The following is a 19268-nucleotide window of genomic DNA, read 5'->3' on the forward strand; positions in this document are numbered from 1 at the left end:
TGCTCACAAATTACACTTGTTCGTCACGGCACTAAAAGGAACCAAGCAAATGACCGCAATTAGCCCTAATGTCTTCACCTCTGTTGCACTCACTCAGCTTAAGTCAAGCCAGAATCAGCTTAAGAATACGCTAACACCAGTAAGTGCCCCTTCTGCGACGGCATCATCAAATCAAGACAAAGTGACCTTGTCCTCTACACAACCGACTTCGCAAACAGCAGATACCTACAGCCATCTAGCCGCCAATGCCAAACAAAGTTATACCGGCAATGTGCAAACCATAGCGGGAACCACTGAACCGGAGGAAAGTACGAGTCGGTTAGATGAAGCTATGCAAGCCATTCTAGATAAACGCACAGGCCTCGATAGGGAAAAACTGAAGAGATTAGAAGAGGAAATGGCTAAAATTGCCGCCGATGAGAATCTAACTGAGGAAGAAAAATCTAAACAAATAGAGCTACTTCAAGCACAAAAAGTAGAGCTGATTAAAGAAACTACAGAGCAAAATGAAGAACGCCAACGCCATATAGAGCCAGAGGTTCACTACAGTTAGATTGATATCAGTAGGTCGCACTATTCATCAATAATATTTCCTCTTAAGTGCTCAACCTTGGCTTGCAAATATGGGCGAGCACTTCCACCACAGCGCTTTATCCTGTTGTTTACGAGTTATAAGGCGAACTCAAGAGATCAGGTATTTCTTTGGATTTAACCATGAGATGCGCTTGATATTTCCTGAAACCATGCCTTTATCTTTAAGATCATCGAATACAGTCGCTGGTGGCCAGCCTGCTAATTGATCTGAAAATGGAATGTCTAGTTTTTGGAGCGTTGAAATAATGGTTGCAAGCTCTTGCTCACATGAGTAGTTAACGGCTATCTCAGATCCCTGAGAGGGGAAACCGCCAATATTTAATAAATATTCGCGCAAAGTCGGTATCTGCGCATAAACGGAAACCTGTGATACAGGTATAAATGAAACAAAGTCGAGACTCATAGATGGCCATATCCGTATAGACGCCGCAATTTGCGGACAGAGTGCGATGGCGCTTTTTGTGCTCCGCAAGATGGCATTGTTAGCTGTGTCATAGTCCCCCAACTTTAGCAGCTGTTGATTCACCAATACTGGATCTGATTAACAACTCATATACCTCTTCATCTTCCCTTTCTTCGAAAATGCCTATAGGAAAATCTGCTGTTGCAACCCAGTAGGATGAGGCCAATCCGACTAATGCCACTGGGATGACAACTGAAGTCAGGCCAGTTAACGCTTTTTACTGCCAAGGACGCGTTTTTTCGCCCGCTGTTTTTGTGCAGCTTTACCGTTACGCCTTGGTTCGGGTTCCATCTTATTAAAATCTGGCTCAAAACCGGGATACCATTGCTGCGGCAATCGTTTATCCAGCACAACCTCGACTTCCTCTAGTAATAGTGCATCTTCTTGGCTAAACAAAGTAATAGCAAGGCCTGCACTGCCCGCTCGCCCCGTGCGGCCTATACGGTGAATATAATCCTCTGCAACAAAAGGCAACTCAAAATTAATCACATACTTTAATTCGACAATATCGAGTCCACGGGCGGCAACATCGGTCGCCACCAGCACTTGAATATTGCCCTGTTTAAATTCTTGCAGTACTTTCTCGCGCGCACCTTGGGACAAGTCACCATGGAAGGCCTGAGTGCTGATATTTGCCTGTTCCAGTTGCTGTACGAGTTTATCGACCCCTTGTTTAGTGCGACTAAAGATCAGCACTTGATGCCAATTTTTACTGCGCACCAAATGACTGACCAGTGCCGTCTTACGGTCGGCATCGACGGCATATACCACTTGCTCGACCTGCGCCGCGGCGGTATTGCGCTTGGCGACTTCAATCAGCTTTGGATCGCGCAATAAGGTTTTACTTAAGCTAAAAATGGCAGCATCCAAGGTGGCAGAAAATAACAGGGTTTGCCTATCACTCGGCACTTGCTTGAGCAGGGCTTGGATTTCATCCATAAAGCCCATGTCGAGCATGCGATCGGCTTCATCGAATACCAGAAAATCCAATTGTTTTAAGCTTAAAACGCCTTGACGTAAATGATCGAGTAAGCGACCCGGTGTTGCGATTAATACATCTATCCCAGCATTAAACACATCGACTTGCGCCTCTATACTCACGCCACCGTAGGCGATGCCGACACGAATGTCCGTGCCTTTAGCGTATTTGACAAAACTTTGTTGCACTTGCACCGCCAGCTCCCGTGTGGGGACTAACACCAGCGCGCGAACCGCTTTTACGACAGATTTACTTTCTTCGGCTGAAGCGGCTAAAAGATGATGCAAAATGGGTAAGGCGAATGCGGCGGTTTTGCCCGTACCCGTTTGAGCACCTGCCATCACATCATGTTTCGCTAAAATGGCAGGAATAGCTTCCAGCTGAATCGCTGTCGGTGACTCGTAGCCAAGGCTCGCTAAGGTATTTACTAGGTTGGCATTTAAGGCTAAGGCATCAAAAGACATTACAGATCACCACGGAAAATATTGGGCCGAATTTTAGCAGACACAAAACAAAGCAGCTAGCATCACAGGGATCCTTAACTCGCTGAACATTCTTTGTTTTGTCGTCTAAACGCCATTATAAAAAGGCGGTTAAATCTTTGGCTAATTGTGGTCGGCTAAAGAGGTAACCTTGAGCTTGATCGCATTGGTTTTGTTGTAAAAAATCCGCTTGTGCTTGGGTTTCAACCCCTTCGGCAATGATCTCCAGTTTCAATGCGTGACCCAGTGCGATGACCGCCTTGGCGATAGCGGTATTATTGGTATCGAAGGGAATATCTCGCACCAAGGATTGATCAATTTTGAGTTTATGGATGGGTAACTTTTTCAAATAATTGAGCGATGAATAGCCAGTTCCAAAGTCATCAACCGATAATTCAATCCCCAGATCACCGAGTAATTTAAGATCACGGATGGCCATATCGGGATTTTGCATCATCACACTCTCAGTCACTTCGAGCTCTAAATGTTTGGCTGGCAAACCCGTTTCGGCTAAGACGCGTTTGACATCATCCACAAACGAACTGCGCTGCAACTGTGGTCCCGCCACGTTCACCGCAATTCGACCAAAGTGTTTACCTTCCGCAAGCCAGCTCACGCCTTGGCGACAAGCCGTAGCTAATACCCACAAACCTATGTCGTGGATCAGACCAATTTTTTCTGCCACTGGAATAAATACCGCCGGAGAGATCTGACCCAGTTGCGGATCATTCCAACGTAGTAGCGCTTCAAATCCCACGGTTTTACGGGTAACTAAATCTAATTTCGGCTGATACATCAAGTACAAAGCATCTTGCTCTATCGCACCATATAGCGCACTTTGCAACTTAAGGTGTTCAAATGACTGCTGGGTTAAAGACTCGGTATAGAAAGCGTAATTATTGCGGCCATCATTTTTAGCCCGATACATGGCCGCATCGGCGTTTCTGAGCAAGGTATCTTCATCGACACCATCACCCGGATATAAAGATACGCCCATGCTCGCCGTTAAACGTAAGTGATCGCCCGTGCTCACTACGAAAGGCTGCTCAAACGCTTGGCGTAAATGATTGATCGCTACGCTGGCTTCTTCGCTCGTGGTGATCCCCGAGATCAGCGCCACAAATTCATCACCACCAATGCGCGCTAACACATCATGATCACCGACTTGGCTTCGCAGCCGTTTGGCTAACTCCACCAATATTTCATCACCTATGCTATGACCAAAACTGTCATTGATATGCTTGAATAAATCCACATCTATGATGACAGTCGCGAGCTGAAAATTCAGTCGCTTAGCTTGGCATATCTCTTGATTAAGCTGCATCATCAATTTTAAGCGGTTTGGCAAATGGGTCAGAGGGTCAAAATACGCTAAATGCGCGAGTTGAGCTTCACTCTGTTTTTGTGCGGAAATATCGGCAAATACCCCCATAAAATAACGGACATTGCCCATTTCATCGTAGATGGTACTTATGGTGATATTTTGCGGGAAAATGGTGCCATTTTTACGTCGATTCCAAATTTCACCATTCCATTTACCGCTCGCCAACAAGTCGTCCCACAACTTATCAAAAAAATATTTATCATGACGACCTGAGCTAAAAATTCGCGGATTCTGGCCAAGTAATTCCTCACGGGTATAACCTGTGATTTCATAAAATGCGCCATTAACATCTGTGATATTGCCGTGTTTATCGGTCACTACCACGCCTTCAACGGAGTTTTTAAACACATTGGTGGCCAGTGTCAGTTGCTCCTCGACCGCTTTGTGTTTTGAGATATTACGTGTCATCCCTATCACTCCTGCCAACTGGCCTTCGGCTTTCAAGACAGGGATCTTTAAGGTTTCTAACCAACTGTGGGTTTCCGTTTCGGCACACTCGGAGCACTCGTCGACAATAATAGGTGCCCCAGAATCGATAGCGAGTTTGTCGCCCTCTAAGAAAATATCGGCAATATCTTCGCCAAAAAGATCCGCATCTGTCTTACCGACAATCTGACTTCGCGACATTTTCCACGCTTTCTCGATACTACGATTACAAATAGTGTAAACGCCCTCGGGATTTTTCATCCAAATGTGCTCTTCAAAACTATCGATAAACGTTTGTAAATCGACTAGTTCGGGATCACTAGATAGGCCGCGGCTTTGTGCCTCCGCAGCCCTATATTGGCTCAATATTTCAGCTAACTGCCGTTGAATACTATCGCTGACAAGCTTTGCCAGTTGCAGTGCCTGTGGCTTTAATCCTTGGGGTTTAGCGTGATAGAAACACAAGACACCAAAACTGGCGCCCGATGGCCAAGCTAAGGGAAGACAGATTAGACTGCCCACACAGGCACAAGTAGACCAATCTGGATGTTGTTGCGTATCGGTAATTAATGGCGATCCCTGCACAGGATCCATTAATTGCGGTTGAGATAACGAAGTGACTAATTGATGGTCGTTAAATGTGGATGATGCGGAATCGATATCATGGGGCTGCAGGAACGGCTCCGGCGCAGAGGAGGCTATCGGACGCTCTTTGGCAGCATGCGTAATTGATGAGAGCGTTGGTTGCGGGATGACTCTATAACCAGTGGCGAAGGGATGCACTTTAGCTGCATTATTCGTATTTAGCTGCGTGATTATCGCCTGTATTTCATTTGCAGCCGCAGAGGTTGTACTCAGCATAAGACCAAGTTCACCCATCGCATTCCATGCCAATAAAGTAGCTTTACAGGCTGAGATATCGGCAACCAATGTTAAGTCGCTCAGCCAGCTATCCTGTAATTGCTGCGGAATAGGAACATCTATCATCATCTTGCCAACTAATACTTAAACTATTCAATCGACTTATGAACAGGCAGTTAGCCGTTCACTCAATCCCGTCATATACACCTATTTAGGTGGTAGATGTCTAACCATCAGATTTCCAATGTATGCAATGCGCTCTTAATGGATAACCACTAGGCAAGCGACTTTAGCATTTTAATACATTTTTAAGGGATGAGCACTAAGACAGCTACTTCACCATAGGATTTTAATCACAGTATCTCGATAAATTTATTTAGATACAATTAGTTACACTTAGCCTATGATGGCTTATAGCCGTGTAGAGCAAAATTGCTATACCGAGCATCTCGCTTAAGGGTATTAATCGGTAATATCAGAGTTTTGATTGACAAAAATGCTATCTTATTGTCTACAATGAAAATATTAAGGCTGAAAAATCAAGGATATTTATGCCCACTGATCACTCATCTCATATCAAGCCAAGCCAAGCGATTCAATTAACCAGTAAACAACTGTACCGTAAATGTGAGCTTAAAGAGTTAAGTACTGACTGCCAATCAACCGCAGAACTGACGCCACTGGATGATATTGTTGGCCAAGAACGGGCTCAACAAGCGGTTGAGTTCGCCATGGGTATTAAGGAAAAGGGCTACAATATCTATGCCATAGGTCAGAACGGCTTAGGTAAGCGCACTATGATGCTGCGTTACCTCAATCGCCATGAGCCAAGTGATCACAGCCTATATGATTGGTGCTATGTGGTAAATTTTGATGATACCCGCAGCCCTAAGGTCCTAAGACTCGGCGCGGGTACAGGGCTAGAGTTCAAAAAAGCTATCGAAAAATTGATGCTCAAGTTAGTAAAAGCTCTTCCCTTAGCCTTTGATAATGAAATGTATTATGCGCGCGCAGAAAAACTAAAAAGCCAACTGGCACAAAAGCAAGAAGCAGCGCTCACCGAATTAAGCGAAGAAGCGAAACAAAAGGGAATTAGCCTAAGTTTAACCCTACAGGGTGACTATCAAATGATCGCCCTAAATGGCGAAGAACCCCATGATGAGATCTCCTTTACGGCATTAACTGAAACAGAACGCAGCCAATTTGAAAGCAACATCAACGGGCTCGAAGTCAAATTACGTAACATAATCCGCCAAAATACTGAGTGGGAAGAAGAATTTAGTGACACTCAGCAAGAACATGATGAACAAGTGGCAAAGGATGTGCTGATCTACTTTTTTAAACCACTTAAGGATAAATATAAACATCAGCCTGAAGTCCGTGCATTTTTAACCGGTATGCAGGCGGATATTTTAGATAATCTGGATATCTTTTTAGAGGAAAGTGAAGAACAACTGGCCCTCGCCTATGCCTCACTCGAAAAGAAAATGCCCCGCCGCTACCAAGTCAACGTACTGGTCTGCCAAGGTGCACACAAATTTCCTATCGTGGTCGAAGAAAGTCCGAGTTATCACAGCCTATTTGGTTATGTCGAAAATGCGACCTTCAGGGGCACAGTGTTTACCGATTTTTCACTGATCCGCTCCGGCAGCTTGCATAAGGCCAACGGTGGCGTGCTATTGATGGACGCAGTGAAAGTATTAGAACGCCCCTACGTGTGGGATGGTCTTAAACGCGCCCTACGTTCACGCAAACTCGATTTAAGCTCGCTAGAGCGTGAAGTTTCACTCTCTGGCACTATTTCTCTGGCACCGGAACCTATCCCCTTAGATGTTAAAATCATCCTATTTGGTGACCATGAAACCTACCAACTACTGCAACACTATGACCCTGACTTTAGTGAATTATTTAGAGTTACCGCCGATTTTGAAGATGTCATGGACAGAACCGATGCCTCTGAGGCCCATTATGCCCGCTTTATTTCTAGCATAGTGCACGACAATAATATGCTGCACTGTGACCGGAGCGCCATCGCACGGATCATCGAGTACAGCTCCCGTGAAGCGGAGGATCAACAAAAACTCTCGCTCCACTCTGCCAACGTTGCCAACCTACTACGCGAATCCAACTACTGCGCGAAATCCGCAGGTAGTGAGCAAATTAGTGTCCATGATGTAGAACAAGCACTGCGCAACCAAGAACAAAGGGTTTCACGCCTTCACGACAACATAATGCAAAGCTTTATTAACGGTACGACATTAATTAACACCCACGATAAAGTTGTTGGTCAGATCAATGCGCTATCCGTTATTTCCACCTCTGACCATCAATTTGGCATGCCTAACCGCATCACTGCGACAACTGCCTTTGGTAAAGGTGAAGTACTCGATATTGAGCATAGAGTAAAACTCGGTGGACGGATCCATTCTAAAGGCGTGCTCATCTTAACCGCTTATTTAGCCTCAGTTTTGGGGAAAACAGCGCAAATCCCACTCACGACTTACCTCACCTTCGAGCAATCCTACAGTGGCGTCGATGGTGACAGCGCCTCAATGGCCGAATGCTGTGCCATTATCTCCGCCATCAGTGAACAACCTATTAGGCAAGATATTGCGATCACAGGTTCGATGAACCAGTTTGGTGAAGCACAACCCATTGGTGGCGTTAATGAAAAAATTGAAGGTTTTTTCGATGTTTGCAAAATTAAAGGCCGCTCATCGAGCCAAGGCGTGATTATTCCCGCATCGAATATCGCCAACCTTATGCTGCGTAAAGATATTGTCGATGCGGTTGAACAGGGTGAATTCCATATTTGGGCCATTACCCACGTCACTCAAGCTATGGCGCTGTTACTCGGCAAAAACGCAGGCGGCTTGTCGCAAGAGCAATCACCAAACCAAGAGCAATACTCACCTGAGAGCATTTTTGGCATAGCACAACAAAAACTCACCACCCTAAGAATGCTGAGTAAAGCCGATTAAAGTCTAAGATTTTTAAGCCGAGAATGAAGTGATCAAAAAGGGTTAGCCAATGGCTAACCCTTTGTCTTTAAATACTCTCACGGACAAAATTTATACTAATGTTGCCAGCATTTCATCGCTGTAAGGGACAAGTTCAAGCCCATCACGAACACGAGCGATATAGTCAGGGTTTGCAATAAATGGACGACCAATAGCAATCAAATCAAACTTGTCTGCCGCAATGGCTTCGCTTGCAGTTTCGGCACTATAACTCCCTACTCCTACTAAAGTTTTGCCATAGTGTGCTCGCACATAACTAGAAGCTCGACCACCTAAATAGTCAAATTCCATACTGTCATCAAAGATCCCAATATGCACAAAAGCGATATCACGAGTTTCTAATTCTGGCAGTAAGTAGTCGAAGACGGCGCGATCGCGGCTATCGGTCGCCATATTGAAATAGGCTCCCGGAGAAAGGCGTAACCCCGTTCTGTTCTTACCAATGCGTGCAATGATCGCGTCTACGACTTCAAGCGCAAAACGCGACATTTTTTCAGGTGTGCCACCATATTCATCGGTACGACGGTTGCTGTCGTGGTGTAAGAAAGCGTCAATCAGATACCCATTCGCACCATGTATTTCAACACCATCAAATCCGGCTTCAATAGCATTTTCAGCGGCTTTTGCGTAATCGCGTACTAATCCTTGAATATCTTCAAGTGTCGCTGGTTTTGGTGTGACATAGGTTAGCTCACGCATTCTTGGTACAGAGCCTTCAATCTTCTGCGCAGAAGGGGCAAGTACATCTCCACCACCAAAAAAGTGCGGATGCGCTACTCGACCAGTGTGCCATAACTGCACAAAAATTTTACCGCCCTCGGCATGTACCGCATCGGTCACTTTACGCCATCCGGCAATTTGCGCCTGAGTATAAATACCTGGGGTATTGGGATAGCCTTGACCATCGGGGCGGATAATCGTCGCCTCGGTGATAATCAATCCCGCATCGGCGCGACGTGCATAATAGGCGATCATTTCAGCGGTAGGTACAAGATCAGCATCCGCCATACAACGGGTTAACGGCGCCATTAAAATGCGATTATTTAAGGTAATAGTGTCATTAAGCTTGTAGGTTTCAAACAGGTTTGCCAATGGATTGGGTGAAGTGTGTATGCTCATTATCTCGGTCTCATTCTTGAATGTACGTTCAAGATATTATTATTTGAATGAACATTCAAGTTCATTTTTGAATGTTTGTTCAAATTTAGGTAGAATCCTTGCTAAGTATTTCTAGAGTAGTGAAATAAATTCGATGCGTAATGCCGAGTTCGACAGAGAACAAGTTCTTCGCGGTGCGATGGCTGCCTTTATGCACAAAGGTTACACCAAAACCAGTATGCAGGATCTCACCCAAGCTACGGGATTGCATCCGGGCTCTATTTACTGTGCCTTCACCAATAAACGCGGATTACTCATTGCTGCCATCGAACAATATCAGCAGGATAGAAATCTGCAATTCAACCATTTATTTGCGAGCGGTAACAATGTACTCGCTAATCTTAAAAGCTACTTAGACGGAATTGTTGTCGAATGTTTAAGCTGTGACAGTGGTCAAGCGTGCTTGCTTACCAAGGCATTGAATGAAATAGCCGAGCAGGATGATGAGATCCAAGGGATTATTAACCAAAATCTACAATCTTGGCAGCGTGCCCTCTCTGAGCAATTTGAAGCCGCTCAGCAGTACAAAAAGTTTGAAGGTGAACGCAATAGCGAACAGAGAGCTCACTATTTGATGATGGGGATATACGGCCTGAGAACTTTTGCCCATACACATCCACAAGCCGAAACCTTACAACAACTCGCCGATCAACTCTTTATTGAGGTGTGTCGATAATCAGTTGATTGAGGTCATCTTCATCTAGTAAATGTTGAAGTTACCCCAGTCTTAGGAAAACAGGTTATCAGCCAATATTAGCCTGTGCAAAAACGCGCTCACCCAGGGAGTTCAAAATCTTACACTCGCCTTCAAGTACGGCAATAATTGACTTTCCTACACGGAAACTGGCGGGGATCATCACACGACCAGACTCACTCAAAGATAAACCATTAAGTACCGCATTGTGCATAATCAACCCTACTGGCGCGTCATAATACAAAATGGTCACAGTCGCTTGTGTTGCTTGCATAACTTTTAACTCACATTAAGCAGTATCTGCTGCTATTGGCTAACGTGGTAAGAGCATCCTTTAACTCTTACAAGAGTAAAAAAATAGGTTTTACCATTTAAAATCAATCAGCTAAAACCAAATCACATAACAGACTAGAGAGAATGTGTTAGAAAATTTTAGCACCATGAATATCGTGCTATTTAAACACTTCACTAAAAAGATGCCAATCTATTTCTACAGGGTTAAGTCATTACGCGCAACCGATCACATTTATAAAACAGCCGATATAGTGCAGTTATTCGCTCCTTTTAGAATAAGTGAACGGATGCCTTTTTATCAGTAGGTCACTTGGCCTTAAATCCCACCCTAAATCCACCCCAGTGTTTTCCATTCACATAAATCGGCACGGATAAATCGTGCATCACTTCACCCGTGTCCCGTTTATAGGTCTGTAATAATACGGGCTCTGTGTGCGTACCGCAGCGGATCCCCGTTGGATCGTTAAAAAGCCGTTTGGTTCGATTATGTACTATATCCATCTCAGCCCGACCTGTAAGCGCTTGGCTAAAGCGTTTATTGTGTGTCGGAAAATAACCTTTTTTATCCACAGCCCCAGCATAAATAATTTCACTGTGTTTCTCTAAAATAGGTTCTTGAATCGCAGGGAAATGTTGATCGGTATAACGGTCAAAAGCCGTGCTATATTTCTGTGGTTTAGTATTTGTTATGGGTTGATATTTGGGATTGAATAAATCGGCCTCGGTAAAACTGCCGTTTTCTATGCCTTGGGCAAGCTTGTCTCCACAGGCTTTAGCCGCATCATTTGCCAATAATAAAACTTGCTGATCAAAGGTTTGTGTATCCCAGTTAGATAAAGCTTTAAAAATTCCTTCGGTTGTTAAAGACAATGTAAAAGCCTGATCCGAGACTTTGTGGCTCTGCTTGCCCGTAGAGTTCAAAGAGTCGCGGATCTGCGAGACTGAGCGACTAATCTCGTTAGTCGTATTGTTGTATTGCTTGAGTGAGTCTTCCATATCACCTAAAGCATGGGCTGAACGTGTCACAGAAGAAGATATTTCGGTAAAGTGTTCGTCCAGCTCACCCATAGCAACAACAACATCCGCCGTTTGGGAAACGACTTGCTCCATTAGACCAGAGGTTTTATCGGTCTCACTGCGAATTTCTAATAACATTTTACCTATATCTTGGGTTGCAACTGCCGTTTTGCCCGCAAGGCTTCGGACTTCATCCGCCACCACTGCAAAACCTCGTCCCTGTTCTCCCGCTCGTGCTGCTTCAATGGCTGCATTTAAGGCAAGTAAATTGGTTTGCTCTGCTACGGAGTTGATGACTTCAGTAATTTTTTGGATTTGTTCAGCCTTGGATTTTAAGGCCTGAACTTGTTCTGCTGCCGTATCAATATCCGCACTAAGTGAATGAATGGACTCCACCCCTTTTTGCGCTTGAGTTCGGCCTTGCACACTAAATTGCTCAGCCTCCTGAGCCTGAACTAAAATGCCGGCCGCATTATCCCCAAGCTGGGCCGTGGTATGGCTTAATTGTTCTGCTGCTACCGCAATAGCACTGGCATGTTCACCATTAGATTCTATCGATTTATTTAGTAAATCAATAAAATGTGAAACCTCTGCAGAACCAATAGCCATTTTGCTCGTTTGCACACTGATATCGTGTGCAGGTGTATTTTGCAACTTCAGTTTATTGGCAATAAGTTCATCCAGTTGCTGTTGAGCGGCCGATGAACGAAACACAACCCACACGACTAAGCCGCAGGCCAAGAAACCTAAAATAATAGCCTGCACCAAACTCGGCATATCGAGTCCCGCAAGCAATAAGCTGCACAGCATGACCAGAATAAAACTGAGCGCTATGGTGACTTTATGCTGTATTTCCATATATATAATCTCACAAGGACGCAGGGTAAAAGATGAAATGGCAAACTAAGAGACTTATCCAAATATCAAGCCATCCAGTGTCATATTTTGCAGCGTCTAACCGCTAAACTGGGGATAGACCCTATTTTAAAGCTGAAGACGATTACTGTTAGTTTATCCCTCTGATCAATTTAAGCTATTCACTCTTAAGCAAAATCAAATATGCTCAACGGGTATCATCAACAGTCTATCGACCTTATGGCATTAGACATTAGTATGAAAAAGCCCATCTTGCACTCACACCTAAAAAAAGCCATATATCTAGCCTTCCAAAAATGCGTGCTCCATCGCCTTCTGCACAATAAATCCCACATAGACGGCTGCACTTCCATCAAGAAAACTGCTAATATCGGCGCAATTTTTTTGAGCTAACGAGATCAAGATGGGCAGAGCATATCAAAATCGTAAAGAATCCATGGCGAAAACCGCCGGCCAGAAAACCCGCCTTTACTCGCGCTACGGTAAAGAAATTTACGTTATCGCTAAACAGGGTGGTGTAGAGCCAGATGGTAACTTATCACTACGCCGTTTAATTGAGCGCGCGAAGAAAGACCAAGTTCCGGCACACGTTATCGAACGTGCAATTGAAAAAGCCAGAGGTGGTGGCGGCGAAGATTATGATACCGCCCGTTATGAAGGTTTTGGCCCTGGTAACTGTATGGTGATTGTGGATTGCCTAACCGATAACGTAAAACGAACCTTTACTGAAGTCCGTCAAGCCTTCGTAAAAAACGATGCTAAACTCGGGGGCCCAGGTACAGTTGGCCATATGTTTGATCATTCAGCCGTATTCGTTTTCCCTGGCGATGATGAAGATACAATTTTAGAAATTCTGATGACGGCCGATGTGGATGTAAGCGACGTTGAAGTCGAAGATGGCATGATCAGCGTATTTGCCCCACACACTGAATTCTTTAAAGTGAAAACTGCGCTCACCGAGGCGATGCCAGACATTAACTTTGAAATCGAAAATATCACCTTCGTACCTCAAACCCTGACGAAAGTGACTGGTGAGGATGTTGCAGTATTCGATAAGTTTATCGCTGCATTAGAAGATTGTGACGATGTGCAAAACGTCTATCACAATGCGGAAATTGAAGAATAACCGCCTCACTCGCCTGAAAATAAAACGCAGCCATTTGGCTGCGTTTTTGTAATCAAGCTCTTTATTCACAAAGACGGAATATAGTCACTGTTTAACCTAACGTAAATCCATCTCTTGGATAATTTCATGGGCAATATCTGGTGTTGTGCAGTTAGGCGTTTCATGTAAATCAGCTTTGAGATGACCTTTGCGGTGCTTAAGCGCAGCATCTAGCTTTTTCGCAGCGGCCTTAATCGCTGGGTACATAACCTCATCAGTACCCGAAGCAGAAATGCGACTACCTTCATAATTTGTTCGAATTTCAACCTGAAACTCGCCATGTTCTTTCGCGATAATGATATCGAGCGCGATCAAACTAGGGAAATGAGTGGCGATTTTTGAAAACTTTTCGTTGACATGTTCTTTAACAGAATCAGTAACATCGACATGGTGACCAGAAAGATTTATTTTCATAGGTTGTCCCTTTATATTTTCATTACTTTTATTTTCGTTTCACTATTAGAGCTTGGGGCATGCAGGATAAAACACAAGCCCTATCGGCAAATATTTAGACTAACGCAGGTATTAGCCTCTTCTAAATGTGAGTTGCGTCAAAGAAATATAACGGGATAAGCAAAGGAATCAAAGCAAGTGGTTGATTTATATACTGTGTAGCATTTATAAATCAACCACCAAGGTGAAGAATAATTAACGATTAAATCTGGCTCAATATTTACGTTGCACGCTCTGTTGCCAAAACTGTTGGGACAAATGGTGGGTCTTAGTCGATAGCCGCGAGACTTGATCGCCCCGAGCCGCCGCATCTTGGGTTTGTTGCAAACTCTGATGAGCTAAATCACTGATCACGTGAATTGCTCTACTGATCTCGGCGGCAACCGACGCCTGTTGAGTCATCGCTGCGGCATTATCATCACTCAGGGTGTTGATCTTCGCAATCGATGATAATAGCTCACCAAAGGCCACACTGGCATCCTCAGCCAGTGCAACTGAACGTTTCACCTGTTCTTGTCCCGCCATCATGGTTAAGGTTGCTTTTTGGGTACTGTCCCTAAATCGGCCCACAATCATTTCTATTTGGGAGGTTGACTGACTCGTGCGGCTCGATAGTTGTCGCACTTCATCGGCGACTACGGCAAAACCACGGCCACTCTCCCCGGCACGAGCGGCTTCAATCGCAGCATTAAGTGCTAATAGATTGGTTTGCTCGGCAATCGCGCGTATCACTTCTAATACTTGATGGATAGCACGACTATCCTCTTCAATCGTTTCAACGACATCGGAGAAATGGCTCACCTGCACACTTAGTTGATGAATGGCATCAATAACAGTTTCGAGGCGTGAATGACCACGCTGTGCCGCCTCATGACTAGACACCATTTCGGAGGCTGTGCGATGGATATTGCCCGTGACCTCAGCAAAACTCGCACTCATTTGCTCCATTGCCGTGGCGGCTTGGGTGGTTTGTTCACTCTGACTATCCGCATGTTCCCAAGTATTGGTAATCGTCTGCGTTAGACTGGCACTTTGCTGTTGAATTTCACTCGCAGAATCCGCCATTCGCCCGACCACCCCCCCAATTTCTGTGATTAAAAAGCGCAGAGCCAGATCCAGTTTACCGATTTCATCTTGGCGACCGGTATACACCCCCATAGCGACCGGATCATCAATAATATTTGTCGCAATAGAGACTAGATTTTGTAACGGCTTCATAAGAAAAAACCAAGCAATGACAGCAAATATTCCCCCGATAAGAGCCGCAAGCAATGGAGAATAACTGGCAATGTAGGCCGTGACCATAATGGAGAAAAGCATCGCAGCTAGAATTTTACCACTAAATCCTAACTTATCTTTTTTCAAAGCCTTAGGTTTTTTTCCTTGATTAATATCCTGGTAAATACTCTCAGCGGCTTTAATCTGCTCAGGGGTAGCTTGGCGACGTACAGATTGGTATTCATGAATTTCACCATTCTCATACACCGGGGCGACATAGGCATTAACCCAATAGTAATCACCACCCTTAGTCCTATTTTTAACTATGCCCATCCAAGGTTTACCGCTCTTAATCCGTTCCCACAGCATTTTAAAAGCTGCGGCAGGCATATCGGGGTGGCGCACGATATTATGGGGGCTGCCCTGCAACTCATCGACGTTAAACTCACTGATCTTCGAAAATGTCTGGTTAACATACTTGATGTTTCCCTTCAAATCCGTGGTAGAGAGTAAAATCGCATTATCAGACAGGTGTTTTTCACCTTTTATAGAATGTGTTTGCATAGGGTTAAGGGTTAACTCTCGGTAAAAAGGTGTATTGCATTTTGCCAAAAGGACTGCTTCCCTACGTTGATTGAGCTCACAATGACAGTAGAAAAGTTAACCAAATGCTAAACAAGCTGCAGCAATCAAACTAACAACAACCTATAAAAACAAACATTTGTGACTTACCCCTCAATATCTATTGAGCTTATTTTAATCAATATCACATATAACTTAGCCCACACTAACTAAGTGCTAAGTCACAACTTTACACTCTAACGCAAATGATATCGTTTATCATTCAAACTAACTAAGGTATACTCCGCAATATTGACTGTCCCTAGTCCCTGTTATCACACCATATTTGCTATTAACCAACATTATTTAGCTATGGAATAACAACCGAAGAAAGGTTGCTTAAATTGTGAAGGGAAGTAATACCTGACCCAGATGGCTCGAAATGAGAACTAGCACTTATGCCTAATATGCCAGCGCCCGATACGTCAGCGCATTCCTCAAATACTCAAATGCGTTCTCCCGTATTTTTATCGGGAATAGTGCAATGGTTCAAGCAAGAACAATCCGTATATGCCGTCAAAGTATTTGTCCGCGCCAGCGCCGCGATGCTAGCGGGGTATATCGCCGCGGCAACCTTAGCTTGTTTGCTCACACTAATACTGCCAATGCCACGATTCGAAAGCACATTAACAGCCAATATGTTGTCTTTTCTGTTTTATGCTATTGCGATTATTTACGCCTTTTGTGTGCGTAAAACTTGGCATGCATGGCGAGATTTAGGTCTAGTGAGTTTGTTGTGTTTTGGATTGATCAAGGTGTGTGGACAGTAAGATGAAAGAGACATTTTTTAGAACCTTATCTTGGCTTCACACTTGGGCAGGTTTACTGGTGTGCTGGGTATTATTATTGATCTTTTTTGCGGGTAGCTTGAGCTATTTTCGCCACGAGATCACACAGTGGACTGAACCCGAATTACACCAAGGTGTTTATCAAGATTATCAATCGTCCACACTCGAAAGCCAGCTAGATAAGGGCCAAAGTTATCTAGAAGAACACTCACCCAGTTCGGTGCAGCGTTGGATGATAAGCTTTCCAACTGAACGTCGGCCACTGCTGAGTTTTAGTTGGCAATTACCACCAGAAAAAGGTCAACGCCGCGGTAAAGTGGAAACGCATGTTGCCCTCGCCGATAACAGCGGCATAATCTCCGAAGTCCGCGAGAGTCGTGGTGGCAACTTCTTCTATCGTCTGCACTTTGACCTGCATTATATGCCAGCCATTACGGCCCGTTATATTGTAGGGTTTTGCACTATGTTTATGCTAATAGCCCTGATCAGCGGCATAGTGATACATAAGCGTATTTTCAAGGATTTGTTCAGCTTTAGGCGTGATAAAGGCGCCCGTTCTTGGTTAGATGCCCACAATGTCAGCTCAGTGATCGCTCTGCCCTACCATATCATGATCACTTATACGGGCCTTATCACCCTGATGCTGCTTTATATTCCTTGGACAGTGAATACCGCCTACTCGGGAGATAACCAAGCATTTTTGCAGGATCTCAACCCCGACAGACAAACTGAGAAAGCAACCGGTATTGCTGCAACGCAAGTGCAATTAAGTCAGTTATTGCCGCAGATCAAGGCCACTTGGGGCGATGCGCCGATTAAGCAAGTCATAATCTCTTTCCCTAAGGATCAAAATAGCCAAATAACTTTCTATCAAAACATGGGGAAAGATGTCACCGACAAGGCCAATATTTTGATATTCAGTGGTACAACAGGTGAGCTTAAATATGCCAGCCCCCATGGTGCATCGGGCGCATTAGCAACTTACGATACTATGATGTCCCTACACACCGCACGTTTCGCAGGACCTCTGCTCAGAATTTTATTCTTTTTCTGCGGTTTATTGGGTTGCGCTATGGTGGCGACAGGCACACTAATGTGGGCTATTCGGATACGTCAAAAACAACAAAAACTAATAGATAAAGGTGAAAAACCAAGCTTAGGATTACGTTTAGTGGAAGGATTAAACTTCATGTTTATCATCGGACTGCCATTAGGAACTGTGGCATTCTTTTACGCTAACCGTGTATTGCCAGCTCATTTAATTGGTCGTGCTGAATGGGAAGTTCACAGCTTATTTATCGCTCTAATCGCTATGGGGATTTGGGCTATATTTGGTCGTTCACGTCGCCATTGGCAAATGGCGTTAATGATAACAGGCATATTATGCTGCACTCTGCCGATGCTCAATGCGCTCACGTCGCCCCACAATATCATCGACAATATCCAATCAAACCAATGGGCTTTAGTTGGTTTCGATCTACTTGCATTGCTACTGGGTGGCATTATGTTATTTGCCAGTCAAAAACTCACTTTGATAACCAAAGCACCTGCTAAGTATCCAAAAAGGCCCACTCCAAACAGCCAAAATACGCCTAAATCATCCATAACAACCGAACTGAGTTCGTCATTGGAGGAAGCAAAATCATGATGCCGGAAATTATTCCCGTACTGGGGATCTTAGGTCTAAGTTACCTCTCCTTATCCCTTTTTGCCTTAGCAAAGTTTGGCCATTTTAAAGATGTTTTTAATCGCCCCCCCGCACAATGGCAGAGTCGACTATTAACCTTATTTGCTTGGTTATTATTAATATTTAGCTTAAGCGCATGCGCAAATAACCAAGGATGGGCCTATGGAAGTATTTTGTTTATGGGCGTGATATCGCTCGCGGCTATGCTCGTTATTTTAACCCTAAGCTACAGCCCACGGCATTTGCCTATAGGTATAGTGACAGGGAGTGTGCTAACTGGGGGATTAATATTGAGCGCGGGTATCTAACCTCTAAATCACAGTCAGAATAGTAGACAACAAGCACTTCACTGCGCTTAGGGGCTGTTGATTGGAACCAGCTTACTTAGATTGGTCTACCATAACAGGAACAATTCATTGGCTTTTGCGCTGTTCGCTGATCCGCTGACTTAAACACAAACTTCGGTATCTTAAGGTGGTTTGGGGTTAGTGCCTAAGCTATAGTGCCCATATGTACTTCAGTTAAGGAGAAAATAATGGGCTTTAACTTAACGGTTAATTGGCAATCTTCCCCCGCCGAAGAAGGTGAATTTTGCCGGGACCATAGTATTACATTTGGTAGCGGCCAGACGATTCAGGCCTCCTCAGCACCCGATTACAAAGGCAATGAACATTATGTCAATCCAGAGGAAAGCTTGCTAGCAGCGCTTTCCTCGTGCCATATGCTGACGTTTTTGACCATTGCCCACCTTAAACGCTTACCCGTCTTGTCCTATGTCGATGCCGCCACGGCAGAACTAGGAAAAAATGAGGCGGGTAAACTTGCCATCACTAAAATCGTGCTCAATCCAAGGGTAATTTTTGCAGAAGGCATCGAGGTCAACCAAGAAACACTTGAAAAAATGCACGAAAAAGCACATGCAAACTGCTTTATCGCCAACTCGTTAGCGACGGACATTCACATCAAGTTCTAATACTGGTGGGCATAAAAATGGGTGTTGTCTCGGGAACTAGGAAACAACACCCTAAGTTTGTACGCCACTATACTAACGGCACTAGCTTAAATTTCAGTTAAATATAATGTCTTAA

The 19268-nt window shown here is 44.4% G+C and carries 16 protein-coding genes; 8 read left to right on the forward strand and 8 right to left on the reverse strand.

Annotated elements, in window-relative coordinates; genetic code table 11:
• Positions 1-49 precede the first annotated feature (49 nt).
• Entirely contained in the window at positions 50-553 is a 504-nt protein-coding gene (locus tag L2744_RS10335; protein ID WP_248991831.1) for a hypothetical protein, read from the forward strand.
• 129 nt (positions 554-682) lie between these two features.
• Here L2744_RS10335 and L2744_RS10340 read toward each other — a convergent pair whose 3' ends face one another.
• From L2744_RS10340 to L2744_RS10350, 3 genes are all read right to left on the reverse strand, one after another.
• Positions 683-997, reverse strand: a complete 315-nt coding sequence (locus L2744_RS10340) for a hypothetical protein (RefSeq protein ID WP_248991832.1) — start codon at positions 995-997, stop codon at positions 683-685.
• A gap of 267 nt (positions 998-1264) precedes the next feature.
• Positions 1265-2500: a DEAD/DEAH box helicase gene (locus L2744_RS10345; RefSeq protein ID WP_248991833.1), complete on the reverse strand. Its 1236-nt coding sequence runs from the start codon at positions 2498-2500 to the stop codon at positions 1265-1267.
• A gap of 115 nt (positions 2501-2615) precedes the next feature.
• On the reverse strand, positions 2616-5318 hold the full coding sequence (locus L2744_RS10350) for an EAL domain-containing protein (protein WP_376711945.1): 2703 nt from the start codon (positions 5316-5318) through the stop codon (positions 2616-2618).
• 422 nt (positions 5319-5740) lie between these two features.
• Here L2744_RS10350 and L2744_RS10355 point away from each other — a divergent pair, with 422 nt between their 5' ends.
• Positions 5741-8170, forward strand: coding sequence for a Lon protease family protein (locus tag L2744_RS10355; RefSeq protein WP_248991834.1), 2430 nt, complete (start codon positions 5741-5743; stop codon positions 8168-8170).
• 90 nt (positions 8171-8260) lie between these two features.
• Here L2744_RS10355 and L2744_RS10360 read toward each other — a convergent pair whose 3' ends face one another.
• Complete coding sequence (locus L2744_RS10360) at positions 8261-9328, reverse strand: alkene reductase (RefSeq protein WP_248991835.1); 1068 nt, start codon at positions 9326-9328, stop codon at positions 8261-8263.
• A gap of 133 nt (positions 9329-9461) precedes the next feature.
• Between L2744_RS10360 and L2744_RS10365 the strand changes: the two genes are divergently transcribed.
• A complete protein-coding gene (locus tag L2744_RS10365) occupies positions 9462-10043 on the forward strand; it encodes a TetR/AcrR family transcriptional regulator (RefSeq protein WP_248991836.1) in 582 nt (193 codons plus the stop codon).
• A gap of 67 nt (positions 10044-10110) precedes the next feature.
• On the opposite strand, the gene L2744_RS10370 is transcribed toward L2744_RS10365, so the two are convergent.
• Both L2744_RS10370 and L2744_RS10375 read right to left on the reverse strand, forming a co-directional pair.
• Positions 10111-10335 (reverse strand): TIGR02922 family protein, encoded by a 225-nt coding sequence (locus L2744_RS10370; RefSeq protein ID WP_248991837.1) that lies wholly within the window; start codon positions 10333-10335, stop codon positions 10111-10113.
• Positions 10336-10661: 326 nt separating this feature from the next.
• A complete protein-coding gene (locus L2744_RS10375; RefSeq protein WP_248991838.1) occupies positions 10662-12230 on the reverse strand; it encodes a methyl-accepting chemotaxis protein in 1569 nt (522 codons plus the stop codon).
• Between the two features lie 421 nt (positions 12231-12651).
• Here L2744_RS10375 and L2744_RS10380 point away from each other — a divergent pair, with 421 nt between their 5' ends.
• Positions 12652-13374: a YebC/PmpR family DNA-binding transcriptional regulator gene (locus tag L2744_RS10380; protein WP_248991839.1), complete on the forward strand. Its 723-nt coding sequence runs from the start codon at positions 12652-12654 to the stop codon at positions 13372-13374.
• 96 nt (positions 13375-13470) lie between these two features.
• Here L2744_RS10380 and hpf read toward each other — a convergent pair whose 3' ends face one another.
• Both hpf and L2744_RS10390 read right to left on the reverse strand, forming a co-directional pair.
• Positions 13471-13827 carry a ribosome hibernation-promoting factor, HPF/YfiA family gene (gene hpf / locus L2744_RS10385; protein ID WP_248991840.1) on the reverse strand — a complete coding sequence of 119 codons (357 nt, stop codon included), beginning with the start codon at positions 13825-13827 and terminating at the stop codon, positions 13471-13473.
• A 252-nt stretch (positions 13828-14079) separates the two neighbouring features.
• On the reverse strand, positions 14080-15648 hold the full coding sequence (locus L2744_RS10390) for a methyl-accepting chemotaxis protein (protein ID WP_248991877.1): 1569 nt from the start codon (positions 15646-15648) through the stop codon (positions 14080-14082).
• A 455-nt stretch (positions 15649-16103) separates the two neighbouring features.
• Here L2744_RS10390 and L2744_RS10395 point away from each other — a divergent pair, with 455 nt between their 5' ends.
• From L2744_RS10395 to L2744_RS10410, 4 genes are all read left to right on the forward strand, one after another.
• A complete protein-coding gene (locus L2744_RS10395) occupies positions 16104-16475 on the forward strand; it encodes a DUF3649 domain-containing protein (RefSeq protein WP_248991841.1) in 372 nt (123 codons plus the stop codon).
• A 1-nt stretch (position 16476) separates the two neighbouring features.
• Entirely contained in the window at positions 16477-18141 is a 1665-nt protein-coding gene (locus L2744_RS10400; protein WP_248991842.1) for a PepSY-associated TM helix domain-containing protein, read from the forward strand.
• Positions 18138-18488: a DUF3325 domain-containing protein gene (locus L2744_RS10405; protein ID WP_248991843.1), complete on the forward strand. Its 351-nt coding sequence runs from the start codon at positions 18138-18140 to the stop codon at positions 18486-18488. Before L2744_RS10400 ends, L2744_RS10405 begins: the two co-directional genes overlap by 4 nt.
• A 227-nt stretch (positions 18489-18715) precedes the next feature.
• Positions 18716-19153 carry an OsmC family protein gene (locus tag L2744_RS10410; protein ID WP_248991844.1) on the forward strand — a complete coding sequence of 146 codons (438 nt, stop codon included), beginning with the start codon at positions 18716-18718 and terminating at the stop codon, positions 19151-19153.
• Positions 19154-19268: the final 115 nt, after the last annotated feature.

Source organism: Shewanella profunda (assembly GCF_023283765.1).
Taxonomy (GTDB): Bacteria; Pseudomonadota; Gammaproteobacteria; order Enterobacterales; family Shewanellaceae; genus Shewanella; species Shewanella profunda.

What these genes read in the sequence shown, in the direction of transcription:
- L2744_RS10335 (WP_248991831.1), top strand. Translation starts at nt 50, where the DNA reads ATGACCGCAATTAGCCCTAATGTCTTCACCTCTGTTGCACTCACTCAG.
- L2744_RS10340 (WP_248991832.1), bottom strand. Translation starts at nt 997, where the DNA reads ATGAGTCTCGACTTTGTTTCATTTATACCTGTATCACAGGTTTCCGTT.
- L2744_RS10345 (WP_248991833.1), bottom strand. Translation starts at nt 2,500, where the DNA reads ATGTCTTTTGATGCCTTAGCCTTAAATGCCAACCTAGTAAATACCTTA.
- L2744_RS10350 (WP_376711945.1), bottom strand. Translation starts at nt 5,318, where the DNA reads ATGATGATAGATGTTCCTATTCCGCAGCAATTACAGGATAGCTGGCTG.
- L2744_RS10355 (WP_248991834.1), top strand. Translation starts at nt 5,741, where the DNA reads ATGCCCACTGATCACTCATCTCATATCAAGCCAAGCCAAGCGATTCAA.
- L2744_RS10360 (WP_248991835.1), bottom strand. Translation starts at nt 9,328, where the DNA reads ATGAGCATACACACTTCACCCAATCCATTGGCAAACCTGTTTGAAACC.
- L2744_RS10365 (WP_248991836.1), top strand. Translation starts at nt 9,462, where the DNA reads ATGCGTAATGCCGAGTTCGACAGAGAACAAGTTCTTCGCGGTGCGATG.
- L2744_RS10370 (WP_248991837.1), bottom strand. Translation starts at nt 10,335, where the DNA reads ATGCAAGCAACACAAGCGACTGTGACCATTTTGTATTATGACGCGCCA.
- L2744_RS10375 (WP_248991838.1), bottom strand. Translation starts at nt 12,230, where the DNA reads ATGGAAATACAGCATAAAGTCACCATAGCGCTCAGTTTTATTCTGGTC.
- L2744_RS10380 (WP_248991839.1), top strand. Translation starts at nt 12,652, where the DNA reads ATGGGCAGAGCATATCAAAATCGTAAAGAATCCATGGCGAAAACCGCC.
- hpf (WP_248991840.1), bottom strand. Translation starts at nt 13,827, where the DNA reads ATGAAAATAAATCTTTCTGGTCACCATGTCGATGTTACTGATTCTGTT.
- L2744_RS10390 (WP_248991877.1), bottom strand. Translation starts at nt 15,648, where the DNA reads ATGCAAACACATTCTATAAAAGGTGAAAAACACCTGTCTGATAATGCG.
- L2744_RS10395 (WP_248991841.1), top strand. Translation starts at nt 16,104, where the DNA reads ATGCCTAATATGCCAGCGCCCGATACGTCAGCGCATTCCTCAAATACT.
- L2744_RS10400 (WP_248991842.1), top strand. Translation starts at nt 16,477, where the DNA reads ATGAAAGAGACATTTTTTAGAACCTTATCTTGGCTTCACACTTGGGCA.
- L2744_RS10405 (WP_248991843.1), top strand. Translation starts at nt 18,138, where the DNA reads ATGATGCCGGAAATTATTCCCGTACTGGGGATCTTAGGTCTAAGTTAC.
- L2744_RS10410 (WP_248991844.1), top strand. Translation starts at nt 18,716, where the DNA reads ATGGGCTTTAACTTAACGGTTAATTGGCAATCTTCCCCCGCCGAAGAA.